Genomic DNA, 26,424 nt, shown 5'->3' with positions numbered 1-26,424 from the left:
CATGAAGGTCAATTTCTTCCACCTGATGCCCTACCCGTACCTGCCCGACGACTTCGACGACGTCGAGAAGTACCCGTCGCCGTCGCTGACGTTCTCCAACGCCCACTTCGACCCGGCGATCGGCGTCGACCTCTACCACCGCTACCTCGACGAGCTCGAGTACGCGGAGTCGGTGGGCTTCGACGGCGTCGTGGTGAACGAGCACCACCAGTCGGCCTACGGGACGATGCCCTCGCCGAACATCATGGCCGCGGCGCTGGCCCGCCGGACGAGCCGGGCGACGATCATGGTGCTGGGCAACGCGATCCCCCTGCGCGGCAACCCGCTGCGGGTGGCCGAGGAGATCGCGATGCTCGACCACCTGACGAAGGGCCGGCTCCTGTCGGGCTTCGTGCGCGGCATCGGCTGGGAGCACTTCGGGCACAGCATCAACCCCGCCGACTCGCGGTCCCGCTTCAACGAGGCGCACGACCTGATCAAGAAGGCGTGGACCGAGCCGGGCCCGTTCAGCTGGTACGGCGAGCACTACGAGTACCGCTACGTCAACATCTGGCCCCGCCCGCTGCAGCAGCCGCACCCGCCGATCGCGGTGCCGGGCGCGGGCAGCCCGGAGACGATGCGCTGGGTCGCCGAGAACCACTACACCTACGTCTCGGTCTACGCGCCGACCCGCGTGGTGAAGACCTGGTTCGACGGCTACCGGGCCGCGGCCGCCGACCTCGGCTACGTCCCGGAGCCCGAGAAGATCGGGATGGCGCTGCCGGTGTTCGTCGGCGAGGACGACGCGTCGGCCCACCGCGAGGCGCGCCAGTACGTCGAGTGGCTCTTCCACCGGGGCCTGCGGCAGGGCCTCGAGATCGTCTTCCCGCCCGGGTACATGAGCGCGGCGGCGATGCGCGGGCTGCTCAAGGCGAACCTCAAGGCCTACCCGGAGCTGTCCTACGACGAGCTCCTCGAGCACGGGTACGTCGTCGTCGGCGGGCCCGAGCAGGTCCGCAACCGGCTCGGCGAGCTGCGCGACGAGCTCGGGTTCGGCCAGCTCATGGCCATGCTGACCATCGGCGCGATGCCGGCGGACATGGTGCGGCGCAACACCGAGATCTTCGCCCGGGAGGTCATCCCGGAGCTCAAGAAGGCCCCGGTGACCGTGCCGTCCTGACCCGTTACACGCGGCAACGAGCGCGCAGTCCGGAGGCAATCGTCCCGCAACCGACCCCGCCGATCGTGAGGAGGAAGCCGAGCGACGCGGGGAGCGAGCATGGAGTTGTCGGGCGGGCACTGGCCGGTCGTCGTCGTGGGCGGCGGGCAGGCGGGGCTGTCGATGAGCCGGTGCCTCGGCCGGCGCGGGATCGACCACGTGGTGCTCGAGCGTGCCGAGGTCGCGCACTCCTGGAAGACCTACCGCTGGAACTCGTTCAGCCTGGTCACGCCGAACTGGCAGTGCCAGCTGCCCGACTTCCCCTACGCGGGCGACGACCCGCACGGCTTCATGGTGCGCGACCAGATCGTCGAGTACCTCGAGGCGTACCGGGCGTTCGTCGACCCGCCGGTCGTCGAGGGCGTCGAGGTCACCCGCGTCACCCGCGACGAGCGGGGCACCTACCGGCTGGCGACCGGCGCCGGCGAGCTGACCGCCGACCAGGTCGTCGTGGCCACCGGCGGCTACCACACGCCGATCACCCCGCCCCTGTCCCAGCCGCTGCCCGAGACGATCACGCAGGTCCAGTCGCAGGACTACCGGTCCGGCGCAGCGCTGCCGCCCGGCGAGGTCCTGGTGGTGGGCAGCGGGCAGTCCGGCGCCCAGATCGCCGAGGACCTGCACCTCGAGGGCCGGGCGGTCCACCTCGTGGTCGGCGACGCCCCGCGGGTGGCGCGGTTCTACCGCGGTCGCGACGTCACCGACTGGCTCGCCGAGATGGGCTACTACGACATGCCCGTCACCGAGCACCCGCGCCGCGAGGCGGTCCGGGCGCAGGCCAACCACTACGTGACCGGGCGCGACGGCGGCCGCGACATCGACCTGCGAGCGCACGCGCGCGACGGCATGGCGCTCTACGGCCTGCTCACCGACCACCGCGACGGCGTCCTGCACTTCAAGCCGGACCTCACCGAGCGCCTCGACCACGCCGACGAGGTCTCCGAGTCGATCAAGGACACGATCGACGCCCACATCGCCCGCCACGGGGTCGACGCCCCCGTCGAGGCGCGCTACACGCCGGTGTGGCGCCCGGACGGCGAGACCCTCGAGCTCGACCTCGCCACGAGCGGCATCACGTCGGTCGTGTGGTGCATCGGCTTCCGCCAGGACTTCCGGTGGATCGACGTGCCGGTGTTCACCGGCCGCGGCGCCCCCGCCCACAGCCGTGGGGTGACCAGCTCGCCCGGGCTGTACTTCCTCGGGCTGCCGTGGCTGTGGACGTGGGGGTCGGGCCGCTTCTCCGGCGTCGGACGGGACGCCGAGTACCTCGCCGAGCGCATCCGCTCGCAGCGCGGACTCACCGGCACCGGCCCGCGCGGGGACGTCTGCAACGTCCTCGCGCTGGGCTCGTGAGGGCTTACGTCCCGGGGTGCTTCGGGGTGTTCGCCGGCGCCGGCGCGGTCTGCGGCGTCGACGGGGCGTGCTCGCCCTCGGCGCGCACCACGCCCGCGCTGCGCGGGAGCCCCCGGGCCTGACGGCGCTCCGAGGCCTCGCGGAGCTTCTTCGCCGGCAGCGACAGGCGCCAGATCGAGCGCGTGGCCTGCCAGAACTGCCGCGGGAACGACCCCGTGGTGTAGGGCAGCTCATACTTCTCGCACAGCGCGAGGACGCGCTCCTGGATCTCCGGGTACCGGTTGCACGGCAGGTCCGGGTACAGGTGGTGCTCGATCTGGTAGCCGAGGCTGCCCGACATGATGTGCATCAGGCGGTTGCCGGTGAAGTTCGCCGAGCCGAGCAGCTGGCGCAGGTACCACTCGCCCTGCGTCTCGTTCTCCAGCTCCTCCTCGGTGAACACCTCGGCGCCGTCGGGGAAGTGCCCGCAGAAGATGATCGCGTACGACCAGACGTTGCGGATGAGGTTCGCCGTCAGGTTGGCGGTCGCCGTCGGGACGAAGTTCTTGCCCGTGAGCGCCGGGAAGAGGATGTAGTCCTTGCCGATCTGGCGGGCCTGCTTGACGAGGATCCCGCGGAACTTCCTCTTGAACTCCTCGGGGTCCTCGAGCTGCCACTTGACCAGGCCGTCGATGTCGAGGTCGTGGAGCGACACGCCGTACTCGAACGCCAGCATCAGCATCGCGTTCACGACGGGCTGGGTCAGGTAGTACGGGTGCCACGGCTGGTCGGAGCGGACGCGCAGGATCTCGTACCCGACGTCCTTGTCCTTGCCGATGACGTTCGTATAGGTGTGGTGCAGGTAGTTGTGGGAGTGCTTCCACTGGTCGGCCGGGCAGACGTTGTCCCACTCCCACGTCGCCGAGTGGATCTCCGGGTCGTTCATCCAGTCGAACTGGCCGTGCATGACGTTGTGGCCGATCTCCATGTTCTCGAGGATCTTGGCCACGGACAGCGTCAGCGCGCCCGCCCACCACAGCTCGCGGCGGTGGCTGCCGAACAGCATCGCGCGGGCGGCGACGTTGAGCCGACGCTGGATGGTGATCAGACGGCGGATGTAGGCGGCGTCCTCGTCGCCGCGCTTCTCCTCGAAGTCGGCGCGGATCTGGTCGAACTCGCGGCCGAGGGCCTCCACGTCCGCCTCGGTGAGGTGGGCGAACTCCTTGACGTCGGCGATGGCCATGGGGTCTTCCTTCCGACGGGATCGGGTCTCGGATGTCTGCGTGTGTCGAGGATCAGATGTCGAGCACGACGTCACCGGCGGCGGCGCCGATGCACGTCTGGACCTTCACGGCGTCCCAGTCGGCGCCGCCGCTGCCGTCGGCGCGGTGCTCGGTGCCGTCGCGCAGGTCGCGGACGACGCCTTGTCGCAGCGGGACGACGCAGGTGTGGCAGATACCCATGCGGCAGCCGAACGGGAGCTGCAGGCCGGCCTGCTCGCCCGCCTCGAGGAGGGTGGTGGCGCCGTCGATCTCGACGTCCACCCCCGACTGCTTGAACGTCACGGTGCCGCCCTCGGCCTCGCCGCCCGCGAGGTCGACCGAGAAGCGCTCGACGTGCAGCTGGTCGGAGAGGCCGGCGTCGGTGAAGACGCGCTCGGCGTCGTCGAGCAGCGCGTTCGGCCCGCACACCCAGGTCTGGCGCTCCTGCCAGTCGGGGCAGAGGTCGGCGAGGTTGTCGAGGTCGAGGTGGCCGTCGGTGCGGGTGTACTGCTTGTGCACGCGCAGGTTCTCGTGCTTCTCGGCGAGCTGGTCGAGCTCGTCGGAGAAGATCAGGCTGTCGGCGTCCGGCGCCGAGTGCGCGACGAGGACGTCGGGCATGGTGCCGCGGCGGTCGAGCGTGCGCAGCATCGCGATGATCGGGGTGACGCCGCTGCCGCCGGTGAGGAAGAGGATCTTCTTCGGCGGCGGGTCGGGCAGCACGAACTCGCCGCTGGGCGGCGCGAGCCGCACGATGGTGCCGGGCTCGAGCCCCTCGACGAGGTGCTTGGACAGGAAGCCCTCGGGCATGGCCTTGACCGTCACCGACAGATGCCCCTGGTCCTTCCGGGGCGGCGAGGTCAGCGAGTACGACCGCCAGTGGAAGCGTCCGTCCACCGAGACGGCGATGCCCACGTACTGGCCGGCCTGGTGGTCGAACGACCAGCCCCAGCCGGGCTTGATGACGAGGGTGACCGCGTCCTCGGTCTCGGGCACGACCTTGACGACCTTGCCGCGCAGCTCGCGGGCCGACCACAAGGGGTTGATCAGCGAGAGGTAGTCGTCGGGGAGCAGGGGTGTGGTGAAGCGGCTCGCCACCTTGCGCAGACGGCGCACACCGCGGGGGAGTCGGCCGGGGGTCTGCCCATCGCTCACGTCGCTCACCTCCGCCACGCTACACGGTACCTGAAGTACCAGGAACCGTGCGTCACAGTTACTCGCCCGTTGCCTCTGTATGACCCGCCACGCGAGGGATGAAACACGATCACGTGTCATATGTCGCCTGACGATGTCACGAACGGTGGTCGCTAGCGTGGGGAGTGGTGGAGACGGGGGAAGCCGGACACTCGGCGCACGACATGACGGTCGACGTCCTCGCCCGTCGTGCCGGCATGACGGTGCGCAACGTCCGCGCCCACGCCGCCCGGGGCCTGCTCCCGCCGCCGCGCCTGCACGGGCGCACCGGCTACTACGGCACCGAGCACCTGGCCCGCCTCGAGCTGATCACGCAGCTGCAGGAGCAGGGTTTCGCGCTGGCGGCGATCGAGCGGCTGGTCGCGTCGACCCCGCGACAGTCGGCGGAGGAGGCGCTGGCGCAGTACCTCCACATGCTCGCGCCCTGGGCACCGGAGCCCGCGCTGGAGCTGGCCGAGACGGAGCTGCCGGGCTGGCTCGGGGTGGACGTCAGCGGCGAGACGTGGCGCGCCCTCGTGGCCGCCGGCCTCGTGGTGCACCTCGAGGGCGGGCGCATCCGCGTCCCGAACCCGGGCCTGATCCGGGCCGGTGCCGAGGCCGTGCGCCTGGGTATGCCGGCCGCGGATCTCGTCGTCATGCGCGAGGAGCTGACCACGCACGTCGGTGCCGTCACCGCGCGCTTCGTCGACCTGTTCCGCCGCACCGTCTGGGCGGACTACGTCGGCGACGGGCTGCCCGCCGACCGCGCCCAGCAGGTGCGCGACGTCGTCGGCGCGCTCCAGCCGGTCGCCGCGCAGGCGCTGCTCGCCACGTTCCGGGAGTCGATGCCGGCCGCCATCTCGCTCTTCCTCGAGGAGGTCTCCGACGCCTTCGAGCAGGGTGGCCCCCGGGACGCCGCGGCTGCGGCAGACTCGGACCGGTGAGCGAGACGACGGTGCCCGACACGGATCTCGCGTCCGCCCGGGCGGGCGACGACGTCGCGTTCGGCCGCCTCGTCGCGCCGCTGCGCCGGGAGCTGCACGCGCACTGCTACCGGATGCTGGGCTCGTCGCACGACGCCGACGACGCGCTGCAGGACACCCTCGTGCGGGCGTGGCGGAAGCTGGCGGGCTTCGAGGGCCGCAGCTCGCTGCGCACCTGGCTCCACACGGTCGCCACGCGGGTGTGCCTCGACCTCGTCGACGCGCGGGGACGCCGCGCGCTGCCGATGGACCTCCACGCGGCGAGCGACCGGATCGTGACCGACGACGTGCCGCTCACCGAGGTGGCCTGGCTCGGCCCCTACCCGGACGAGCCCGGCGCGCGCGCCGAGGAGCGCGAGGCCGTGGAGCTCGCGTTCGTCGCCGCGCTGCAGCACCTGCCGGGCAACCAGCGCGCGGCGCTCGTGCTGTTCGAGGTGCTCGGCTTCTCGGCCGCGGAGATAGCGACCGCCATGGACACCTCGACGGCGTCGGTGAACTCGGCGCTGCAGCGGGCCCGCAAGCTGGTCGCGGAGAAGGTGCCGGCGGTCAGCCAGCAGCGCACGCTGCGCGAGATCGACGACGCCCGGCTGCGGTCGGTCGTCGCCGGCTACTCCTCGGCGCTCGAACGGGGTGACGCCGACGCGCTGGTCGCGCTGCTCACCGAGGACGTCACGTGGTCGATGCCGCCGATGGGCCGGTGGTACGCGGGGATCGCGGACGTCGAGGCGTTCGCGCGCGCCGTCCCGGTCAGCGGCAGCTGCGGGTCGTGGCGCCACCTCGAGGTCGTCGCCAACGGCCAGGTCGCCGTGGCGTCCTACCTGCGCCCGCCCGACGCGCCCGCCGGCGCGCCGCACCGGCCGTGGTCGATCGACGTGCTGACCCTGCGCGACGACCGGATCGCCGCCGTGACCTCGTTCATCGGCGCGGAGCACCACGCCGCGTTCGGGCTGCCGCCGGAGCTCCCGTGAGCACTCCCGGCGACGACGCCGGTGACGACGCCGGCAACCACGCCCAGCACGAGGCCTGGAACGGCCCGACGGGCACGATCTGGACGACGTGGGCGGACCGCTTCGACGCCGGGGTGGCCGCGCACCACACGGCGTTCCTCGACGCCGCGGAGATCGCGCCGGCCGAGGCCGTCCTCGACGTCGGCTGCGGCGCCGGGCGGACCTCCCTCGACGCGGCCCGCGCGGCGGTCGACGGCCCGGTCACCGGCGTGGACATCGCCGCCGGGCTCCTCGCGGTCGCGCGCCGCCGGGCCGTCGAGGCCGGGGTGCGCAACGTCGCGTTCCGGGAGGCGGACGCGCAGGTGCACCCGTTCCCGCCCGCCGAGCTCGACGTGGTCGTGAGCCGGCACGGGAGCATGTTCTTCGCCGATCCCGTCGCGGCCTTCACCAACCTCGCCGCCGGCCTGCGCCGCGGCGGGCGGGTCGTCCTGCTGACCTGGCGGGGCATCGAGCACCAGGAGTGGATGCGCTCGTTCCTCTCGGTCGCGGGCGTGCGCAACTCCCCGCCGACCGACGCCCCGGGCCCGCTCTCGCTGAGCGAGCCCGCCCGCATCCACCGCGTCCTGCGCGCCGCGGGCCTGGCCGACGTCAGCGTCACCGCCCACCGGGCGCCGATGTACTACGGCGCCGACGTCGACGACGCGTTCGGCTTCGTCGCCGACCTGCAGTCCGGCCTCCTGGGCGACCTGCGCCCGGAGACCCGCGACCGCATCCTCACCGCCCTGCGGGCCGACGTCGCGGCCCACGAGGGCGCCGACGGCGTCACCTACGACTCGGCCACCTGGATCGTGCGGGCCCGGCGCCCCTGACGCCGGACGGGCCTCCGCGCTACGGCGGACGACGCCTTGGACCCGGTCCGCGCGGCTGTGACGCTGGACTGTTCCACCGCCGACACCCGGGGGGCGTCCGATGACCTCGCCGACCACCGACCCGACCTTCTACCGCTCGCCCGCGGACGCCGCCGCCGCGCCGCCCGAGCAGCTCGCGTACGTCGCCGCGTTCGACCGGGCCGGGACGCTCCCGGACGCGATGGCGGTGGTCGACGTCGACTCGCGCTCGCCGCGGTACGGGCACGTCGTCGGCTGGACCGAGCTCCCCGCCGGCGCGGAGCTGCACCACTTCGGCTGGAACGCCTGCAGCAGCGCCCTGCAGCACGAGGGCCACGACACGGACGGCCTCTCCCGGCGCTACCTGCTCGTGCCGGGCCTGCGGTCCTCCGACGTCCACGTCCTCGACACCCACCCCGACCCGCGCGCCCCGCAGGTCGTCAAGACGATCGACGCCGCCGAGCTGTCGGCGAAGGCCGGCTACTCCCGCCCGCACACCCTGCACTGCGGACCCGAGGGCATCTTCCTGACCTGCGTCGGCGGCCCGCTCGAGGACCCGGACGGGCCCGGCGGGGTCGCACTGCTCGACCACACGACGTTCGAGGTCGTCGGCCCCTGGGAGACCGACCGCGGACCGCAGCGGCTGGCCTACGACGCCTGGTGGCACCTCAACCAGAACGTGCTGGTCTCCAGCGAGTGGGGCACGCCGTCGATGATCGAGGACGGCCTGGTGCCCGAGCGCCTCCTCGGCGGGGACTACGGCCACCACCTGCACTTCTGGGACCTCGCGAAGGGCGTGCACCAGCAGAGCATCGACCTCGGCGCCGAGCACCAGATGGTGCTCGAGATCCGCCCCTCCCACGACCCCGAGGCCACCTGGGGCTTCGTCGGCGTGGTCATCTCGACCGCCGACCTCTCCGCCTCGGTGTGGCGCTGGCACCGCGACGACCCCGGCGGCCCGTGGGAGCTGGACAAGGTCATCACGATCCCCGCCGAGCCCGCCGACCCCTCGCTGCTCCCGCCCGCGCTGGCCCCGTTCGGGGCCGTCCCCCCGCTCGTCACCGACATCGACCTCTCGGTCGACGACCACTTCCTCTACGTCTCCTGCTGGGGCACCGGCGAGCTCAAGCAGTACGACGTCAGCGACCCGGCGCACCCGCGCGAGGTCGGCTCGCTCCGGCTCGGCGGGATCGTCGCGCGCCGACCGCACCCCGGACGGCCCGACGAGCCGCTGGCGGGCGGCCCGCAGATGGTCGAGGTGAGCCGCGACGGGCGCCGCGTGTACGTCACGAACTCGCTCTACGGCGCGTGGGACGACCAGTTCTACCCCGACGGCGTCGGCGCCTGGATGGCGAAGCTGGACGTGTGGCCCGACGGCGGCTTCACCCCGGATCCGCGCTTCTTCCCGCACGGCGACGAGTTCCGCGGCCGCCGCGTGCACCAGGTGCGGCTCCAGGGCGGCGACGCGTCGTCGGACTCGTACTGCTACCGGAGCTGAGGCACCGTGCGGTTCAGCGGAAGCCGGCCGTGACCCCGCCGTCGATCGAGATGTTCTGGCCGGTGACCCACAGCGACTCGTCCGAGGCCAGGTAGACCGCGAGCGCGGCGACGTCGATCCCGGTGCCGGGACGCCGGATGAGGTGCATGCCCATCTGGAAGTTCCGCAGCTCCTCGCCGACGAACCGGTCGGTGGCCGGCGAGGTGACGAACCCCGGGGAGATCGCGTTGGCGCGCACCCCGCGCTCGGCGCCCTCGGCGGCGAGCGAGCGGGTCATGGCGATGACGCCGCCCTTGGCCGCCGAGTGCGCGACCTGGCCCAGGGGGGCGATGCCGCGCAGCCCTGACATCGAGGCGGTGTTGATGATCGAGCCGTTGCCGCTCGCCAGCAGGTGCGGCCAGGCCGGCGACGTGGTGTGGAAGACGATGTCGAGCTCGACGTGGAGCACGTGGCGCCAGAGGTCCAGCGACATGTCGTCGAAGGGCGCGAACCCGGCGCCGGCGGCGTTGTTGTAGAGCACGTCGATGCCGCCGAGGCGCTCGGCGCTCTCCTCCACCCAGCGCGCGGCGGCCGCCGGGTCGGCGAGGTCGACGGTGCTGCCGACGACGTCGAACCCCTCGGCGGCGAGCACCGCCGCGGTGCCCTCGGCGGCGCCGTCCTGCACGTCGCAGCCGGCCACGCGGGCGCCCTCGCGGACGAACGCCGCCTGCGCCGCCTCGCCCTGGCCGCCCGCCGTGCCGGTGAGCAGCACCCGCTTGCCGGCGAGTCGTCCCCCCGTCGCGGACGTCGGGGCGGGGGCGCGGGCGGCGTCGGCCAGGAGGGTGCTCATGGGTCCAGAGTGTGCACACCTTGGTGAGCGCGTCAATGCGTGCGGATGCGTCCCGAGCTGCTCCGTCGGCGTGGTTGACATCACCCGTAACTGTATTCACTCTGAGGGGGTGATCGAGCTGGTCGACATCGCCTACGTCCGCTCCGGCGCGGCCGACCTGGCCGGCGCCGTCCGGTTCGCGACCGACGTGGTCGGGCTGGAGCACGTCGACGGTGGGGAGCCCGGCGTCGCCCACCTGCGGGCCGACGGCCGTCACCACTGCCTGGCGTTCGTCGAGGGGGCGAGCGGCGTCATCGCCTCGGCCTTCGCGGTGGCCGACCCCGGGGCGCTCGCGCTGGCGGAGACCGAGCTCGAGACCCGAGGGTTCACCGTGCGCCGCGGCTCCCCCGAGGAGGCGCGCTCCCGGCGGGTCGGCGAGTTCGTCGGGTTCGACGACCCGTTCGGCAACCACATCGAGCTGGTCGTCGGGCAGCAGACGCTCGCGCGCCCGGTGCGCCACGGGCGGGGCGCGGGCATCACCGAGTTCGGCCACCTCTGCCTCGACGCCCCCGACGTCGCCGAGGCCCACCGGTTCTGGTCGACGACGTTCAACGCGCGGGCCTCGGACTGGATCGGCGACGCGGCCTGCCTCATGCGCATCGACGAGGTCCACCACAAGCTCGCGGTGTTCCGGGGCGACGGGCCGGGCCTGTGCCACGTCAACTTCCAGGTCGCCGAGCTCGACGACGTCTTCCGCAACTGGCACCACCTGCAGGACCACGACGTCGTGATCGAGATGGGCCCGGGCCGGCACCCGCAGTCGGGCGCGGTCTTCCTGTACTTCCTCGGCCCCGAGGGCCTGACCTACGAGTACTCCTACGGCGTCCGCCGGATCACCGACGAGGCGGCGTGGCGGCCCCGGTTCTTCGACCCGGCCGAGCCCGGCTCGATCGACATGTGGCTCGGCCCGACGCAGAAGCCGCTGACCCAACCCCAGCTGGTCCCGGAGGGCCTGCGCTCATGATCTTCGTGACCCACGCCCTGCCCGTGAACGAGCCCGGCGAGCCGCTGATCACCCGCGACGCCCTGTGGGACGGGCTCGTGCGCAAGGCGGAGAACGCGCTGCCGTTCGTCCCGGCCATCACCGACTGCACCGTGACCGCCCGGTACAGCGAGACGGTCTTCGACCGCGACATCGTGCTCCAGGGCCGGGCGTTCTCCGAGCGCATCACGCTCGAGCACCCGCACCGGGTCGTGTTCACCCGCATCGCCGGACCGGTGCTGGGCACGATCGCCAACGAGATCGAGGGCGACGACCCCGATCAGCTCACGCTGCGCTTCAGCTTCGCGCTGGTCGTGGCGGGCGAGCCGGGCGGGTCCGCGGGCGAGCAGGCGCACGCCGACCAGATGACCGGCATGTACCGCGGCGCGGTCGCCGCCACGCTCGACGCCGTCCGCAAGATCGCCGCCGGCGCTGCCGTCCGACCCCAGTCCGTCTGATCAACCCCGGGAGCCACCGTGTCCGATTGGGTCACCGACTACTACGCCGACGTGGACGCGCTGCGCCTCGAGCCGTTCGTCGCGCGCCACGCCGAGGACGCCGTCGTCGTCTTCGGCAACCAGCCGCCGACGGTCGGCATCGCGGCGATCCGCGACGCGTTCGAGGGGTTCTGGGCGATGATCGGCGGGATGCGCCACGAGGTGCACCACCGCTGGGACGAGAACGACGGGAAGACGGCGATCCTCGAGGTCACCACCCACTACACGACCCGGGGCGGCGCCCACGTGCCGCTGCCGTGCGTGTCGATCCTCGACCGCGACGACGCCGGCAAGGTCACCTCGTTGCGCATCCACATCGACCTGGCGCCGCTGTTCGCCGCGATGGAGACGGAGTCCCGGGAGGCTGCGACCATCTCGTGATGACCGAGGTGCGCGAGCAGGTCGCGCTGGCCGCACGGACGCTGGCCCGGCACGGCCTGGTCACCGCGTTCGGGCACGTGTCGGCCCGCGTGGGGGACCTCGTGGTGATCACCCCGCCGATCGCCCCGGGCGACGTCACCGCCGACGCGCTGGTGACGCTCGACGCCGCGGCCGACGAGCTGCCGGCGGGCACCGCCCCCGAGACCTGGGCGCACCTCGCGATCTACCGCGCCCGCCCCGACGTCGGCGCCGTGGCGCGCGCCCAGCCCGAGTCGGCGTTCGCCGCGTCGGCGATCGCGACCGAGCTGGTCCCGCTGCACGGGCAGGCGTCCTGGCTGGGTCGCCGGGTGCCGGTGCACGGGGCCGCGAGGCTGCTGCGCGACCGGGAGCGCGCCGAGGCCGCGGCGGAGACCCTCGCCGACGCGGACGCCGTGCTCCTGCGGGGCAACGGCGCCCTCACCGTCGGCGCCGACGCCGGGGCGGCGGTGGCCCGGATGTGGCTGCTCGAGGCGGCGTGCCGGGTGGCCCTGGCGACCGTCGGCCACGGCCCGCGGGCGCTGACCGACGACGAGATCGACGCGTGGCGCGGGGCCGCCCCGCCCCTGATGGAGCGGCTGTGGCGTCACCTCGCCGGGCTGCCGTGAGCACTTCTGCATACACTCCCCCCGTGTCGATCGGCGAGCTCCTCGGGGGACGGGACGGGCTGCGGATCCCGGACCCGCGCCAGACGAGCGTCACCGTCCACACCTACCTGCGCGACCTGATCATCAGCGGCGACCTCCCGCCCGGCACCCAGCTCAAGCAGGCCGAGCTGGCACGGGTGCTCGCGGTGTCGCGCACGCCGCTGCGCGAGGCGTTCCGGATGCTGCAGGAGGAGGGGCTCATCTCCGCCGAGCCCAACCAGCGCAGCCGGGTCGTCGGGCTCGACGCCGAGGAGCTCGACTCGCTCTACGCCGCCCGCGTGACCCTCGAGTCGCTCGGGGCGCGGCTCACCGCCGGCACGCTGAGCCGCGAGGAGCTGCGCAGCGCCACGGCCGCGTTCCGCGAGATGGAGCGCACCTACCGCGCCGGCGACATGGCGAGCTGGACCGTCGCCCACCGCAGCTTCCACCGCCTGCTCGTCGGGCGCTGCGGCGCGACCGTGCTGCGCACCATCAACTCCTACGCCGAGCAGAGCGAGCGCTACGTGCGCCTCGACCAGAACCAGCACGGCAACGACTTCTCGGCGCGCCAAGAGGAGCACCAGGCGATCTTCGACGCGGTGCGCACCGGCGACGGGTCGGCGGCGGTCGCGGCGATGGCGAACCACCTCGCGGGGACGGCCCGGCGCGTGGTGAACGGCCTGTCCACCAGGCCCCCGGGCCACGGCACGCCGTGCGTCGACGCGGCGCTGTCCCTGCTGCTGGATGGGTGTCGGTGAACCTCAGTGATCCAGTGACGGCGGGTCGATCGGCCCCCACTGGTTGACCGTCGCCAGGTCGACCTCCCACGTCCGCGGGTACATCGGGAACTCCTCGTGCCAGGGGCGCGGTTCCCAGTAGCCCTTGGCCTCGTCGTGCACGACGTCGATCTGGGTGAACAGCTCGATGACGTTGCCGTCGGGGTCTCGGTGGTAGGTGAACAGGTTGTGGCCCGGCCCGTGGCGCCCGGGACCCCAGTGCAGCCGGTACTGCTTCTGCGCGAGGTGGTCGAGCATCGAGATCAGATGGTTCGGGTCGCGCATCTCGTAGGCCACGTGGTGCATGCCCGAGTACTTCTGGCTGGCCATGAAGTTGGCGGCGTGGTGGTCGGCGTTGCAGCGCATGAACACGAAGAAGTCGCCGACGGTGTCCGACCACCGGAACCCGAGGAGGTCCTGGTAGAAGTCCTGCATCGGGGCCAGCTGCGGGGTGTAGGCCGCGACGTGGCCGAGCTTGGTGGGGCGCAGCGGGGTGAAGCCCCGGACGCCGCTGGGGTCCTGCGCGGTGACCAGGTGCAGGGCGACGCCGGTGAGCGGCTCGTCGAGCACCAGCACGTCCGGGGTGCCCGGGCCGATGTCGCTGCGCCGCTCGGTGACGTAGCCGGCGTCCTTGAGGCGCGCCTCGGCGCTGTTGAGGTCCTCCCAGAGCTCGTACCCGACGACCTGCCGCGCCTTCGCCTCGCCCCGGGTCACGACCACGCAGTGGTGGTCGGTGCCGGTGGTCAGGAACGCCCCGTGGCCGTCGCCCTCGACGAGCACGAAGTCCAGGACCTTCGTGTAGTACTCGACGAGACGCTCGACGTCGGGGGTCTCGAAGCCGACGTAGCCGAGCTTCGAGACGTTCACCGTGCCCATGAGACGTCCTCCCTCTCCATCACGTGGTTGCGCAGCGCCCCGATCCCGTCGATCTCGGCGAGGGTCTCGTCGCCCGGGGCGAGGAAGTCGCCGCGCGGGAAGCCGACGCCGGCCGGCGTCCCGGTGGCGATGACGTCGCCCGGCTCGAGGGTCACCGCGCGGCTCGCGGCGGCGATCAGCCGGTCGATCGGGGTCACCATGTCGGTGGTGCTCGAGTCCTGCTTCACGACGCCGTTGACCGACAGGCGCAGGGCGGTGTCCTGCGGGTCGCCGACCATCCACGACGGCACGATCCCCGGCCCCAGCGGGCAGAACGTGTCGCCGGCCTTGGCCAGGACCCAGTCGTGCCCGAACGGCGGGGCGACCGCGTCGCTGCGTTCGAGCAGGTCGCGGGACGTGACGTCGTTGACGATCGTCCAGCCGGCGACCACCTCGTAGGCCCGTTCGACCGGGACGTCGACGCAGCGGCGGCCGATCACCGCGGCGAGCTCGACCTCCCAGTCGATCTTCCGGCCGGCGCGGTCGGGCAGCACGATCGCGTCGTCGGGTCCGATCACCGAGGTGGTCGGCGGCTTGAAGAAGAAGTACGGCGCGACGTCGCCCTCGGGGCGCGCGACGCCCATCTCGGTGAGGTGGGCGTAGTAGTTGGCGCCGGCGCAGAGCACCTTGCGCGGGTGGAGCAGCGGGGCGGCCAGCACCGCGCCGGGCACCGGGTCGAGCCGGTCGGGGTCGAGGCCGCGCAGCGCGGGCGCGAGCTCGTCCCACGCCCCCAGCACCTCGAGCATCGTGCGCCCGGCGAGCTCGTCGGGGGCACGGCGGATCACGCCGCCGGCGCGCACACCGACCTCGGCCTTCGACACGTCACCCTGGTGGTGGGTGACGAGCATCCACGGCGGCTCGCGCACGCGTCCTCCTCCTCGTCCAGCCGTCGGTTCAGCCGTTGTCCGCGGCGGCGGTGGTCAGCACGATCCGGCCCATGTTGTCGTCGGCCTCGAGGAAGCGGTGCGCGAGCGCCGCCGCCTCCAGGGGGAAGGCGCGGTCGACTACCGGGCGGAACCCGCGCCCGACCTCGGCCCAGAGCTCGCGGGCGCTCGCGTCGTTGCCGGTGCGCACCCCGAGGATCCGCTGGTTGAGCGTGTAGAGCCGCGCCAGGTTCAGCGGCACGGTGCCGCCGAGGAAGGCCCCGGACGACACCACGGTGCCGCGCGGGGCGAGGACGTCGGTGACGCGGCCGAAGATCTCCGGCTCGCCGAGGTCGTCGACGGCCACCGCGACGCCGGCGCCGCCGGTGAGGGCGCGGACGTCGTCGACGAAGGGGTCCGAGGTGGGGTCGAGCGCGGCCTCGAGCCCGAGGCCGAGCAGGCGCTCGCGCTTCCAGCCGGCGCGCGAGGTGCCGATGACGCGGGCGCCGAGGTGGCGGGCGAGCTCGGCGGTGGTCGCCCCGAGCGCCGAGGCGGCCCCGACGACGAGCACCCAGTCGCCCTCGCGCATCCCGGCGCGGCGCAGCTGGTTCATGGCGACGGGGCCGGCGAGCGCGACACCGGCGGCGGTCGCGGGGTCGAGGTCGTCGGGGATCGCCCAGACGGCGGCCGCCGGGACGGCGGTGTACTCGGCGTAGGCGCCCCGGCCGTGCACCCCGGCGATGTGCAGGCGGGGGCAGGCCTCCTTGTCGCCCTCGGCACAGGCCGCGCAGTCGCCGCAGCCGAGCACCGGCCACACCGCGACGTGCTGGCCCACCTCGACCCCGCGCACGTCGGCGCCGACCGCCACGACCGTGCCCGCGTGCTCCACCCCGAGGACGTGCGGCAGCGCGGGCTTCACCGGGTGCCGCCCGGCGCGCAGGGACACGTCGAGGAAGCGCCCGACGCACACGGCCGCGACCCGCACGAGGACGTCACCCGGGCCGGGCTCCGGGGTGGGCACGGTGTCGAGGGCGAGCACGTCGGGCGGCCCGAAGCGGTCGAACACGACCGCCGACATCGTCGCCGGGATCGCGGACGGGACGGCGGGCCAGACCGCGGGGACCGGAGTCGCGGAGAGGGTCGGCATCGACGGGCTCCCTTCTCGTGCGGCACGGAGCGCAGCGGAGCTGCCGCGCCGGAGGCCGGGCACTGGCCGCCATAGTGCACACACTTTGGCGGCCCACGCAATGCGCTCAGGCGCCCCGGCGCACCCGGTACCGCAAGTGCGTCACGCGGCGTCCCGGCACCACCAGGTACGGGTCGTCGAGCACGACCTCCGGGGCGTCCTCGCCGAAGAACCGCTTGCCGCGCCCGAGGACCACCGGGGCCAGGTCGATCTCCACCTCGTCGACCAGGCCCGCGGCGAGCGCCTGGCCACCCACGTCGCCGGCCGTCACCGAGACGTCGCGGTCGCCGGCCCGCTCCTGCGCGACGGCCACCGCGGCCTCGATGCCCTCGGTGACGAACGTGAAGGGGGCGGTGCCGTGGTATGCCCAGTCGGTCGGCACGCGGTGGGTGAGCACGACGACGTGGCCGCCGGCCGGGGGGCGGCCCTCCCAGCCGTTCGTGTGGTCGAACAGGTGGCGCCCGACGACCCCGGCCTCGATGCGCCCCCACTGCTCGCGCATCCAGTCCGCGCTCGCGCGGTCCGTGCGGAACGGACGCTGCTCGTCCCCGGCGTGGACGTCGACCTCCCCCGCCGAGAACCAGTCGAAGATCGGGCCCACCGAGTCGTCGGGGCGGGCGATGAACCCGTCGAGCGACATCGTCGCGATCAGCACCACGGCCATCGCTCTATTCAACCACATAGTTGAACAACCGGAGAGGCCCGTCACACGTCCTCGTTTGGTAGACCGGGACGCGGCACGGTGTCGTGTCAGGGCTCACCGACGAGTGCGTGCGAGAGGTAGTGCCAGTGGAGTTCCGGCAGTCGAACAAGCTCCGCGACGTCTGTTACGAGATCCGCGGTCCGGTGGTCGAGCAGGCGAACCTGCTGGAGGAGGCGGGCCACAGCGTCCTGCGCCTCAACACCGGCAACCCGGCGCTGTTCGACTTCGAGGCGCCCGAGGAGATCGTCCAGGACATGATCCGGATGCTCCCCAGCGCGCACGGCTACACCGACTCGCGCGGCGTCCTGCCCGCGCGGCGCGCCGTCGCCCAGCGCTACCAGGCGCGCGGGCTCGAGGTGGACGTCGACGACGTCTTCCTCGGCAACGGGGTGTCCGAGCTGATCTCCATGGCCGTGCAGGCGCTGGTGGAGGACGGCGACGAGGTGCTCGTGCCCGCGCCCGACTACCCCCTGTGGACGGCCGTGGTCACGCTCGCCGGCGGCCGCGCCGTGCACTACCGCTGCGACGAGTCCGCCGACTGGGCCCCCGACCTCGACGACGTCGCCGCCAAGGTCTCCGACCGCACCAAGGCCGTCGTCATCATCAACCCGAACAACCCGACCGGGGCGGTGTACTCGAAGGAGGTCCTCGAGGGCCTGCTCGACATCGCCCGGCGGCACGGCCTGATGGTGATGGCCGACGAGATCTACGACCAGGTGCTCTACGACGACGCCGTGCACCACGACGTCGCCTCGCTCGCGCCCGACCTCGTCGCGCTGACGTTCTCGGGGCTCTCGAAGACCCACCGCGTCGCCGGCTTCCGCTCCGGCTGGCTCGTCGTCACCGGCCCGCGCCAGCACGCGCGCGACTACCTCGAGGGCCTGGCGATGCTGGCCTCGATGCGCCTGTGCGCGAACACCCCGGCGCAGTACGCGATCCAGGCGGCGCTCGGCGGGCGGCAGACCATCGGCGAGCTCTGCGCCCCGGGCGGGCGGCTGCGCGAGCAGCGCGACCGCGCGTACGAGAAGCTCAACGCGATCCCCGGCGTCTCGTGCGTGAAGCCCCGCGGCGCGCTCTACGCCTTCCCGCGCCTCGACCCGGACGTCTACCCGATCAAGGACGACGAGCAGTTCGTGCTCGACCTCCTGCGCGAGGAGAAGATCCAGGTCGTGCAGGGCACGGGCTTCAACTGGCCGACCACCGACCACTTCCGCATCCTGACCCTCCCCCACGCGGAGACCCTCGACGACGCGATCACCCGCATCGGCTCGTTCCTGGAGACCTACCGCCAGGGCTGATGAGGCACGGGGTGTGTCAGCGTGGCGGCCACGCTGACGTCGAATGCCAGGATCGCCACACGCTCACCGGCGCGACACGCCGGGCGGGCTCGCGGGTCCTCGTCACCCTGGAGATCACAAGCACCTGGTGCACCCGGATCCGCGCCCGGACGTGCGTGAGGTGCTCCTGATCAGTGCACGGGGCGGCGATCACCGGGCGCGCGAGGCCTCCCGGAGATCACGAGCACGTGGTGCACCCCGACCGGCGCCCCGACGTCGATGAGGTGCTCGTGATCACCAGGTCTCGGCGGGCCCGGGCGCGCCGGCTCAGGATGCGGGGCGACCGGGCACCACGAGGCGGTGGTCCGGGGTGAACAGGCGCCGCACGATGCCCAGGGCCACGACGGTGGTCGTCGTGGCGGACGCCGCGAGGACGAGGAACATCACCACGGCCTGCACGAGCACCGCGGACACCGGGTCGACGCCGGCCAGGATCAGCCCCGTCATCGCGCCCGGCAGGAAGACCAGGCCCGTGGCCTTCGTGGTCTCGATCTGCGGGGTCAGCGCCGAGCGCATCGCCGCCCGCAGGTAGGTCCGCGAGGCCACCGACGACGGCTGGCCCAGCGCCAGGCGCGCCTCGACCTCGTCGCGCTTGTCGCGCAGCTCCTCGACCAGCCGGCGCCCGACGAGCACGGTCGCGGTCATCGCGTTGCCGATGATCAGCCCGGCGATCGGCACCAGCGTGCGCGACGACAGCGGCAGCACCCCGAGCCCGAAGATCACGAGCATCGTCACCGCGCTCGCGGCCAGGAACGACAGCGCGGCGATCAGCAGGAGGCGCGGCACCTCCGGCGCGCGCTGCCGGGCCGTCCACCCGGCGTAGGCGACCATGAGCGCCACCCACAGCCACGACCACCACAGCGACCGCTCCGGCGCGAGCAGCAGCACGAGCACCCCGCCGACCAGCAGCAGCTGCACGAGGGCGCGCGCCGCCGCCCAGAGGATCGAGAGCTCCAGCCCCAGGCGCCAGGCCAGGGACACGCCGGCCGCGACGCCGACCAGCAGCAGCGAGGACGCGAGGCCGGGCAGGCTGACGGTCACGCCGTCACCCGCCCGTCGGCGACGTGCAGGACGCGGTCGGCGACGCGGCGCACTTGCTCCTCGTCGTGCCCCACCCACACGACGGTGAGGCCGTCGCGGGCCAGCTCGAGGACCGAGCGCTCGAAGGCCGTGCGCGGGCCCTCGTCGAGCGCCGAGGTGGGCTCGTCGAGCAGCACCGCCTCGGGCTCGGTGATCAGGGTGCGTGCGAGGCACATGCGCTGGAGCTCGCCGCCGGAGAGGGTGTCGGCGCCGCGGTCGAGGAGGGCGGCGTCCAGCGAGACGCGCTCGAGCACCCGGTGCACCGCGTCGTCGTCCGCGTCGGGCGCGGCGACGGCGAGGTTGTCGCGCACGGTCCCGGCGAAGGGCGTCGCGCGCTGGAACACCATGCCCACCCGCCGGCGCAGCGCGAGCACGTCGAGGTCGTCGAGCGGCGTCCCGTCGTAGGACACCGTCCCCGCGTCCGGGACGTCGAGGCGGTCGAGCAGGCGCAGCAGGGTCGTCTTGCCCGCGCCCGACGGCCCCCACAGCACCGTGACGCCGTCGGCCGGGATGTCGGCGTCGACGCCGTCGAGCACCGTGCGGTCACCGCGGCGGACCACGACGCCGCGCAGGGAGAAGGTCACGGGCACCGGGTTCCCCGCACACCCGAGAGATATCAGGTACCGTCAGTACCTAGTACCAACCGGAGGAGGAACCCATGCTCGGCGACATCGCCGGTACCGCGCCCCTGCGCGACGCCCTGACGACCACCAACACCCTGCTCGAGCAGGTGCTCGAGGAGCTGCGGCGCGTCAACGCCGACGGCCTCGTCACCGTGGCCCAGGAGCTGCGGGCCATCCAGGGTGCGCTGCCCGCTCCCGACGAGGCATGACGAACGCCACCATGGCCCGATGCCCCCTCCGCAACGCGGCGCCGTCGCCCCGGAGCTGGCGGCGGAGTTCCCGGGCCTCGGGCTGTGGTGGGTCGCCGTCGACGTCGCACCCCGGGCCCGCGAGGACGGGCGGGCGCGGCTGCACCGGCTCTCCGACGACTACCGCCCCCGCGACGCGCTGAGCCCCGGCGGGCGACCGGCCGCGCACGACGCCGCCCGGGTGTTCGCGCGGCAGGTCGGGCTCGAGCCGGACGCCGCGGGCCTGCTCCCGGACGCCGTCGCCCGCGAGTCGGCGCTCGCCGGGCACCTCGTCAGCCGCGGCGCCGTCGCCGACGCCCTGCTCGCGGTGGCCGTGACCGCCGGGGTGACCCTCACCGCCGTCGACGCCCGCGGCGTCACCGGCGCCCCGCGGCTGCGGACCGCCGCCGCGGACGACACGGTCGGGCGCCTCCCGCTGCCGCCCGGGACGCTCGTGGTGGCCGACGACCGCCGCGCCCTCGCGGCCCTGTTCACCGAGCCGCCGCACGACCTGCGGCCCCGTCGGGCGCGCGGGGTAGTGCTCTGGGCCGTCGAGGTGCCGGACGCTCCGCCGTGGGAGACCGAGGAGGCCGTCTGGCAGGCGGGACGGTTCCTCACCGGCGACTGACGCCCTACCGTCGGGGCGGGAGGGCCGCCATGACCGTCATCGACCACCGGATCGCGCCGCCGACCCCGCCGGTGCGGGAACGCGACGCCCGCGCCACCCTGCTCGCCCAGATCGCCCGCCTCGAGCACCGGCTCGCGATCGCCGCACCGCGGGACCGCGCCGCCCGTCCCGCCCCGGTCCCCGGGCCGCGCGTCCTGGACCTCGGCGAGCTGGAACGGGTCCGCGACGACCTCGCCGTGCGCGTCGGGATCGCGACCGACCTCGCCGCCGCGCGGGCCGCGGCCGTGGCGCAGGCCCACGCGCTCCTCGCCGCCATGACGGCCGACCCGGCGGCGCACCCCGGCGCCGTGGTCACCTCCGACGACCTCGGCGAACCCGGCTGCCGGCGCTGGGCCGTGCGCCCCGTCCTCGGCCCGGTCGGCCGGCTGGCGGGCTGGTGGCGGGTGCGGATGTCGTCCGGTTGCCCTTGACCGGATTCGCGGACGGGTGAGGAGGAGACGTTTCGGGCCCTCCTCCTCGGGGACCCGCGTCGAGGCGCGACACCCGCGCCCCCGGCGAAGGGACCCGCGGTGAGCGCACTCCTGTTCGGCTCCATCAGCAGCATCGCCGACACCTCCGAGATCCAGCGGGCCGCCTTCAACGAGGCCTTCGCGGAGCACGGGCTCGACTGGCGGTGGGACCGCGACGACTACCGGGCCCGCCTCGACCGCGCCGGCGGCGCCGCCCGCATCGCCGAGGAGGCGAGGCAGATGGGCGAGGACGTCGACGCCGCCGCCGTGCACGAGACCAAGTCGCGGATCTTCCGCGAGAAGCTGCGCGCCGACGGCGCCGCCCCGCGCGAGGGCGTCCTCGACACCCTGGCCGCGGCGAAGGACCACGGCTGGAAGATCGGTTTCGTCACGACGACCTCCCGCGACAACGTCCTCGCGGTGATCGACGCCCTCGGGCCGGCCGTCGGGCCCGACGACTTCGACGTCGTGGTGGCCACCGACTCGGTCGACACCCCGAAGCCCGACCCCGCCGCCTACGCCTTCGCGCTGCGCGCCCTCGGCGTGGACGCCGCGTCCGCCGTCGCGATCGAGGACAACCCCGACGGGGTGCGCGCCGCCGTCGCCGCCGGCGTCCCCGTCCTCGCGTTCCCCAACGAGAACACCGCCGCCGTCACGTTCCCCGACGCCGCCCGCCGCGTCGAGCGCCTCGCCGCCGACGACGTCACCGCGCTCGCCGCCTGACCCCACTCCTCCCCCAGGCCGCCGGAGCGCCGGCGGTCCGATTCCTCACGCCCAGACGGAGTCACATGACCATCGAGCCGACCCTCACCACGACGGACACCACCTTCCACGTCGAGGGCTACCAGAAGATCGACTACTCGCTCGTCATCACCGACGGGGTGTTCGCGCCGGGCAGCACGGGGCTCGCGGACGCCTACCGGCCGTACGGGCGCTGTCTGGCCGTGGTCGACGCGACCGTCGCCGACCTCTACGGCGACGCGATGCGCGCCTACTTCGCGCACCACGGGATCGACCTCACGGTGTTCCCGATCGCGATCGACGAGGCCGACAAGACCCTGCGCACCGCGGAGCGCATCGTCGACGCGTTCGGGGACTTCGGCCTGGTGCGCACCGAGCCCGTGCTCGTCGTCGGCGGCGGGCTGACCACCGACGTCGCCGGGTTCGCGTGCTCGATGTTCCGCCGCTCCACCGACTACATCCGCATCCCGACCACGCTGATCGGCCTGGTCGACGCCAGCGTCGCGATCAAGGTCGCGGTCAACCACGGCAAGGCGAAGAACCGGCTGGGCGCCTACCACGCCTCCCGGCAGGTGTTCCTCGACTTCTCGTTCCTCGCGACCCTGCCCACCGAGCAGGTGCGCAACGGGATGGCGGAGCTCATCAAGATCGCCGTGGTCGGCCACGAGGGCATCTTCGAGCTGCTGGAGAAGTACGGCGAGGACCTGCTGGCGACCCGCTTCGGGCACCGCGACGGCTCCCCGGAGCTGCGCGAGGTCACCGACCGGCTCACGTGGGACGCGATCGAGACGATGCTGCGCCTCGAGGTGCCCAACCTCCAGGAGCTCGACCTCGACCGCGTCATCGCGTTCGGGCACACCTGGAGCCCGACCCTGGAGCTCTCCGGCGACGAGCCGTTCTTCCACGGCCACGCGATCAGCGTCGACATGGCGCTCTCCACGACGCTGGCGCACCGCCGCGGCTACATCACCGCCGCGGCACGCGACCGGGTTCTGGGTCTCATGAGCCGCCTCGGGCTCTCGCTCGACAGCCCGGTCCTGACCCCCGAGCTGCTCACGAGGGCGACCGACTCGATCCTCCAGACCCGCGACGGCCTGCTGCGGGCCGCCGTGCCGCGCCCGATCGGGACCTGCCACTTCGTCAACGACCTCGACGCCGCCGAGCTCACCGACGCCCTCGCCGAGCACCGGGCGCTCTGCGCCGGACTCCCCCGCGGTGGCGCCGGCGTCGAGGTGTACCGGCGATGAGCGCGCCGGCCCGGCCCGTCACGCCGGTCGGCATCCTCGCGGCGACGCTCGAGCGGGTCGCGGCGGGCCTCGCGGACGTCGCGGACGTGCCCCACGACGTCCGCGACGACCTGGAGCGGGCCCGCGCCCTCGCCGGCGGGCTCGACCCCTACCTCGAGGCCTGCACGACCCCGGAGTCGCCGGCGCTCGCGCGGCTCGCGGCCGCCACGCGCGAGCGCGACTGGTCCGCCCGCGACGCCTCGGCGGTGTTCCTCGAGCAGGAGATGCTCTCCGGGCACGTCGAGGGGCAGACGCTGAAGATGCTCGTCGCGGCGACGCGGGCGCGCCGCGTGCTCGAGGTCGGGCTGTTCACCGGCTACTCCGCGCTGGCCATGGCCGAGGCGCTGCCCGAGGGCGGGCGGCTCGTGGCGTGCGAGCTCGACGCCGAGGTCGCGGCGGCCGCCTGCCGGTCGTTCGCCGACTCCCCGGCGGGCGGGCGGATCACCGTCGAGGTCGGGCCCGCCGCGGGCACGCTCACCGCGCTGGCCGCGGCCGGCGAGCAGTTCGACCTCGTGTTCGTCGACGCCGACAAGGCCGGCTACGCGGGCTACCTCGCGACGCTGCTCGACGGCGGGCTGCTCGCCCCGCACGGGCTGGTCTGCGTCGACAACACCCTGATGCAGGGCGAGCCCTGGGCCGGCGCCAGCGGCGAGAACGGGCGCGCCATCGCCGCGTTCAACGAGACCGTCGCCGCCGACCCGCGCGTCGAGCAGGTGCTCCTGCCCCTGCGCGACGGCCTGACCCTCATCCGCCGCGCCCACGACGACCGGGCCGAGTAGGGAGCCACCGCGTGCAGACCACCCCGCAGACCCCGATCGGCGTCGAGGTGACCGGGCTCGACCTCCGCGCCGGCCTCGACGACGAGCAGGTCGCCGCGCTGCGCACGCTGCTCGCCGAGCACGGCGTGGCCGTCCTGCCCGGACAGGACGGGCTCGACGACGACGGCTTCGCCGCGTTCCTCGCCCGCTTCGGCGAGATCACCTTCACGCCCGGCGAGACCCCCGTGCCGGGCCGCGACGACCTCAACGTCGTCAGCAACGTCGGGCGCACGACACCGCCGCGCAGCGTGTTCCACGTCGACACGAGCTACGTGTCCCGCCCGCCGACCTACACGGCGCTGCGGGCGGTGACGATCCCCGACTCCGGCGGCGAGACGCTGTTCACCAACCAGTACCGCGCCTACGAGACGCTGCCCGGCGACATCCGCAGCCACCTCGCCGGGCGCCGGGTCACGCACGTCGTCAGCGGCCTCGCCCCCGAGGACGCGGGGCCCGAGACCAGCGCGGAGCACCCGGTGTTCCGCCGCCACCCCGTCTCCGGGCGCACGTCGCTCTACCTCTCGACCCCCGAGCGCTGCGTGGAGATCAGCGGCATGGACCGGGGCGCGTCGCGGACGACGATCGGCTACCTCTACGAGCACTCGATCGCCGAGGACAACGTGTTCCGCCACGCCTGGTCGCCCGGGGACGTCGTCATCTGGGACAACGGCTGCGTCCTGCACCGCGCCGACCACGGCGCCGTGTCGGGCGACCGGGTGATGCACCGCGGGATGGTCACGGCGCCGGAACCGGCACCGTGAGCCGTCTGCGGACGCTCGGCGCGCTCGCCCTGCTCACCGTGCCGCTGCCGGTGACGCTCGCGGTCACCGCGGGGGCGCTGCTGCGCTCGCTGGTCGTGCGCCCGCACCGGGCGCAGGCCGTGCAGCCCCGCACCGTGCTCGTCACCGGCGGGAAGATGACCAAGGCGCTCGCGCTGGCGCGCGCGTTCCACGCCGCGGGGCACCGCGTGGTGCTCGTCGAGTCGGCGAAGTACCGCTTCACCGGCCACCGGTTCTCGCGCGCCGTCGCCGCCTTCCACGTGGTCCCCGAACCGGGGGCGCCCGGCTACGTCGAGGCGCTGCGCGACGTGGTGGTCGCCGAGGGCGTCGACGTGTGGGTGCCGGTCTGCAGCCCCGCCGCGAGCCGGTACGACGCGCTGGCCAAGCCCGTGCTCGCCGAGTTCTGCGAGGTCCTGCACCCCGACCCGCAGGTGCTGCGCATCCTCGACGACAAGGACCGGTTCGCCGAGTCCGCGGACACCCTCGGCCTGCCGGTGCCCGAGACCCACCGGGTGACCGCGCCCGCGCAGGTCGAGGACTTCGACTTCGCCGCCCGCCCCGGACCGTGGATCCTCAAGAGCGTCCCGTACGACCCGGTCGCCCGCCTGGACCTCACGCCGCTGCCGCGGCCCACCGCCACGGCCACCGCGGAGCTCGCCCGCGCCAAGCCGATGTCGGACGCGACGCCGTGGATCCTCCAGGAGCTCGTCGCCGGCCAGGAGTACTGCACGCACGCCACGGTGCGCGAGGGCCGCGTGCAGGTCTGGGCGTGCTGCGAGTCGTCGGCGTTCCAGCTCAACTACGCGATGGTCGACAAGCCGGAGATCGAGGAGTGGGTGCGCCGGTTCGTCGGCGCGCTGCGCGTGACCGGGCAGGTGTCGTTCGACTTCATCGAGACCCCGGACGGGCGGCTCGTCGCGCTGGAGTGCAACCCGCGGACCCACTCGGCGATCACGATGTTCCACCGCGACGCCGAGGCGCTCGCCCGCGCGTACCTCGAGGACGTCGACGGCCCCGCGCTCCGGCCGGCCCCGGACAGCCGCCCGACGTACTGGCTCTACCACGAGCTCTGGCGGATGATCTCGCGCCCGTCGACGATCCCCGAGCGGCTCGCGGTCCTGCGGGCCGGCACCGACGCGGTGTTCGACCGTGACGACCCGCTGCCGTTCCTGCTGCTGCACCACCTGCAGATCCCGTCGCTGCTGCTGCGCAACCTGGTGAGCGGGCGCCCGTGGATCCGGGTGGACGTCAACATCGGCAAGCTCGTCGAGCCGGCGGGGGACTGA

29 protein-coding genes are annotated in these 26,424 nt (G+C 73.5%); 20 read left to right on the top strand and 9 right to left on the bottom strand.

Annotated elements, in window-relative coordinates; translation table 11 throughout:
* Position 1: 1 nt before the first annotated feature.
* Positions 2–1,159 (top strand): LLM class flavin-dependent oxidoreductase, encoded by a 1,158-nt coding sequence (locus ACFPK1_RS07055; protein WP_378020181.1) that lies wholly within the window; start codon positions 2–4, stop codon positions 1,157–1,159.
* A 99-nt stretch (positions 1,160–1,258) separates the two neighbouring features.
* Positions 1,259–2,551: an MSMEG_0569 family flavin-dependent oxidoreductase gene (locus ACFPK1_RS07050; RefSeq protein WP_378020180.1), complete on the top strand. Its 1,293-nt coding sequence runs from the start codon at positions 1,259–1,261 to the stop codon at positions 2,549–2,551.
* Positions 2,552–2,555: 4 nt separating this feature from the next.
* Here the strand turns inward: ACFPK1_RS07050 and ACFPK1_RS07045 are convergent, their stop codons facing one another.
* Together ACFPK1_RS07045 and ACFPK1_RS07040 are read right to left on the bottom strand one after the other, a co-directional pair.
* A complete protein-coding gene (locus tag ACFPK1_RS07045; RefSeq protein WP_378020179.1) occupies positions 2,556–3,773 on the bottom strand; it encodes a fatty acid desaturase family protein in 1,218 nt (405 codons plus the stop codon).
* Between the two features lie 52 nt (positions 3,774–3,825).
* A complete protein-coding gene (locus ACFPK1_RS07040) occupies positions 3,826–4,944 on the bottom strand; it encodes a ferredoxin reductase (protein ID WP_378020178.1) in 1,119 nt (372 codons plus the stop codon).
* Positions 4,945–5,111: 167 nt separating this feature from the next.
* On the opposite strand from ACFPK1_RS07040, the gene ACFPK1_RS07035 reads away from it, so the two are divergent.
* The 4 genes from ACFPK1_RS07035 (at position 5,112) to ACFPK1_RS07020 (ending at position 9,277) form a co-directional block, all read left to right on the top strand.
* Entirely contained in the window at positions 5,112–5,906 is a 795-nt protein-coding gene (locus ACFPK1_RS07035) for a MerR family transcriptional regulator (protein WP_378020177.1), read from the top strand.
* A complete protein-coding gene (locus tag ACFPK1_RS07030) occupies positions 5,903–6,913 on the top strand; it encodes a sigma-70 family RNA polymerase sigma factor (protein ID WP_378020176.1) in 1,011 nt (336 codons plus the stop codon). Before ACFPK1_RS07035 ends, ACFPK1_RS07030 begins: the two co-directional genes overlap by 4 nt.
* Positions 6,910–7,761 (top strand): class I SAM-dependent methyltransferase, encoded by an 852-nt coding sequence (locus ACFPK1_RS07025; protein ID WP_378020175.1) that lies wholly within the window; start codon positions 6,910–6,912, stop codon positions 7,759–7,761. The genes ACFPK1_RS07030 and ACFPK1_RS07025 overlap by 4 nt, the downstream gene beginning before the upstream one ends.
* A gap of 100 nt (positions 7,762–7,861) precedes the next feature.
* Positions 7,862–9,277 (top strand): selenium-binding protein SBP56-related protein, encoded by a 1,416-nt coding sequence (locus ACFPK1_RS07020; protein WP_378020174.1) that lies wholly within the window; start codon positions 7,862–7,864, stop codon positions 9,275–9,277.
* 13 nt (positions 9,278–9,290) lie between these two features.
* On the opposite strand, the gene ACFPK1_RS07015 is transcribed toward ACFPK1_RS07020, so the two are convergent.
* On the bottom strand, positions 9,291–10,106 hold the full coding sequence (locus ACFPK1_RS07015) for an SDR family NAD(P)-dependent oxidoreductase (protein WP_378020173.1): 816 nt from the start codon (positions 10,104–10,106) through the stop codon (positions 9,291–9,293).
* Positions 10,107–10,215: 109 nt separating this feature from the next.
* Between ACFPK1_RS07015 and ACFPK1_RS07010 the strand changes: the two genes are divergently transcribed.
* Genes ACFPK1_RS07010 through ACFPK1_RS06990 form a run of 5 tightly spaced genes read left to right on the top strand, consistent with a single transcriptional unit; the run spans position 10,216 to position 13,425 of the window.
* A complete protein-coding gene (locus ACFPK1_RS07010) occupies positions 10,216–11,109 on the top strand; it encodes a VOC family protein (RefSeq protein WP_378020172.1) in 894 nt (297 codons plus the stop codon).
* On the top strand, positions 11,106–11,585 hold the full coding sequence (locus ACFPK1_RS07005) for an SRPBCC family protein (RefSeq protein ID WP_378020171.1): 480 nt from the start codon (positions 11,106–11,108) through the stop codon (positions 11,583–11,585). Before ACFPK1_RS07010 ends, ACFPK1_RS07005 begins: the two co-directional genes overlap by 4 nt.
* A gap of 18 nt (positions 11,586–11,603) precedes the next feature.
* Positions 11,604–12,005, top strand: a complete 402-nt coding sequence (locus tag ACFPK1_RS07000) for a nuclear transport factor 2 family protein (protein ID WP_378020170.1) — start codon at positions 11,604–11,606, stop codon at positions 12,003–12,005.
* Complete coding sequence (locus ACFPK1_RS06995; protein WP_378020169.1) at positions 12,005–12,649, top strand: class II aldolase/adducin family protein; 645 nt, start codon at positions 12,005–12,007, stop codon at positions 12,647–12,649. Before ACFPK1_RS07000 ends, ACFPK1_RS06995 begins: the two co-directional genes overlap by 1 nt.
* A 23-nt stretch (positions 12,650–12,672) precedes the next feature.
* Positions 12,673–13,425 (top strand): GntR family transcriptional regulator, encoded by a 753-nt coding sequence (locus ACFPK1_RS06990; protein WP_378020168.1) that lies wholly within the window; start codon positions 12,673–12,675, stop codon positions 13,423–13,425.
* Between the two features lie 3 nt (positions 13,426–13,428).
* On the opposite strand, the gene ACFPK1_RS06985 is transcribed toward ACFPK1_RS06990, so the two are convergent.
* The 4 genes from ACFPK1_RS06985 to ACFPK1_RS06970 form a co-directional block, all read right to left on the bottom strand.
* Positions 13,429–14,319, bottom strand: a complete 891-nt coding sequence (locus ACFPK1_RS06985; RefSeq protein ID WP_378020167.1) for a VOC family protein — start codon at positions 14,317–14,319, stop codon at positions 13,429–13,431.
* Entirely contained in the window at positions 14,307–15,224 is a 918-nt protein-coding gene (locus ACFPK1_RS06980; protein WP_378020166.1) for a fumarylacetoacetate hydrolase family protein, read from the bottom strand. The genes ACFPK1_RS06985 and ACFPK1_RS06980 overlap by 13 nt, the downstream gene beginning before the upstream one ends.
* A 28-nt stretch (positions 15,225–15,252) precedes the next feature.
* The gene (locus ACFPK1_RS06975) at positions 15,253–16,368 is read right to left on the bottom strand and encodes an alcohol dehydrogenase catalytic domain-containing protein (protein ID WP_378020165.1); all 1,116 of its coding nucleotides are present in this window, start codon (positions 16,366–16,368) and stop codon (positions 15,253–15,255) included.
* A gap of 106 nt (positions 16,369–16,474) precedes the next feature.
* Positions 16,475–17,071 carry a dihydrofolate reductase family protein gene (locus ACFPK1_RS06970; RefSeq protein ID WP_378020164.1) on the bottom strand — a complete coding sequence of 199 codons (597 nt, stop codon included), beginning with the start codon at positions 17,069–17,071 and terminating at the stop codon, positions 16,475–16,477.
* A gap of 125 nt (positions 17,072–17,196) precedes the next feature.
* Between ACFPK1_RS06970 and ACFPK1_RS06965 the strand changes: the two genes are divergently transcribed.
* Positions 17,197–18,408, top strand: a complete 1,212-nt coding sequence (locus tag ACFPK1_RS06965) for a pyridoxal phosphate-dependent aminotransferase (protein WP_378020163.1) — start codon at positions 17,197–17,199, stop codon at positions 18,406–18,408.
* A gap of 306 nt (positions 18,409–18,714) precedes the next feature.
* Here the strand turns inward: ACFPK1_RS06965 and ACFPK1_RS06960 are convergent, their stop codons facing one another.
* Together ACFPK1_RS06960 and ACFPK1_RS06955 are read right to left on the bottom strand one after the other, a co-directional pair.
* Entirely contained in the window at positions 18,715–19,488 is a 774-nt protein-coding gene (locus ACFPK1_RS06960; RefSeq protein ID WP_378020162.1) for an ABC transporter permease, read from the bottom strand.
* Complete coding sequence (locus tag ACFPK1_RS06955; RefSeq protein WP_378020161.1) at positions 19,485–20,111, bottom strand: ATP-binding cassette domain-containing protein; 627 nt, start codon at positions 20,109–20,111, stop codon at positions 19,485–19,487. The genes ACFPK1_RS06960 and ACFPK1_RS06955 overlap by 4 nt, the downstream gene beginning before the upstream one ends.
* 74 nt (positions 20,112–20,185) lie before the next feature.
* Between ACFPK1_RS06955 and ACFPK1_RS06950 the strand changes: the two genes are divergently transcribed.
* The 8 genes from ACFPK1_RS06950 (at position 20,186) to ACFPK1_RS06915 (ending at position 26,424) form a co-directional block, all read left to right on the top strand.
* Positions 20,186–20,359 carry a hypothetical protein gene (locus tag ACFPK1_RS06950; protein ID WP_378020160.1) on the top strand — a complete coding sequence of 58 codons (174 nt, stop codon included), beginning with the start codon at positions 20,186–20,188 and terminating at the stop codon, positions 20,357–20,359.
* Positions 20,360–20,378: 19 nt separating this feature from the next.
* The gene (locus ACFPK1_RS06945; RefSeq protein ID WP_378020159.1) at positions 20,379–21,005 is read left to right on the top strand and encodes a hypothetical protein; all 627 of its coding nucleotides are present in this window, start codon (positions 20,379–20,381) and stop codon (positions 21,003–21,005) included.
* A 29-nt stretch (positions 21,006–21,034) separates the two neighbouring features.
* Entirely contained in the window at positions 21,035–21,475 is a 441-nt protein-coding gene (locus ACFPK1_RS06940) for a hypothetical protein (RefSeq protein ID WP_378020158.1), read from the top strand.
* 99 nt (positions 21,476–21,574) lie between these two features.
* On the top strand, positions 21,575–22,237 hold the full coding sequence (locus ACFPK1_RS06935; RefSeq protein WP_378020157.1) for an HAD family hydrolase: 663 nt from the start codon (positions 21,575–21,577) through the stop codon (positions 22,235–22,237).
* A gap of 65 nt (positions 22,238–22,302) precedes the next feature.
* Positions 22,303–23,502: a sedoheptulose 7-phosphate cyclase gene (locus ACFPK1_RS06930; RefSeq protein ID WP_378020156.1), complete on the top strand. Its 1,200-nt coding sequence runs from the start codon at positions 22,303–22,305 to the stop codon at positions 23,500–23,502.
* Complete coding sequence (locus ACFPK1_RS06925; RefSeq protein ID WP_378020155.1) at positions 23,499–24,320, top strand: O-methyltransferase; 822 nt, start codon at positions 23,499–23,501, stop codon at positions 24,318–24,320. The genes ACFPK1_RS06930 and ACFPK1_RS06925 overlap by 4 nt, the downstream gene beginning before the upstream one ends.
* 11 nt (positions 24,321–24,331) lie before the next feature.
* Positions 24,332–25,120: a TauD/TfdA dioxygenase family protein gene (locus ACFPK1_RS06920; protein WP_378020154.1), complete on the top strand. Its 789-nt coding sequence runs from the start codon at positions 24,332–24,334 to the stop codon at positions 25,118–25,120.
* A complete protein-coding gene (locus ACFPK1_RS06915; protein ID WP_378020153.1) occupies positions 25,117–26,424 on the top strand; it encodes an ATP-grasp domain-containing protein in 1,308 nt (435 codons plus the stop codon). The genes ACFPK1_RS06920 and ACFPK1_RS06915 overlap by 4 nt, the downstream gene beginning before the upstream one ends.

Source organism: Actinomycetospora rhizophila (assembly GCF_042657905.1).
Taxonomy (GTDB): Bacteria; Actinomycetota; Actinomycetes; order Mycobacteriales; family Pseudonocardiaceae; genus Actinomycetospora; species Actinomycetospora rhizophila.
This window is presented reverse-complemented; position numbering and strand designations above follow the sequence as displayed.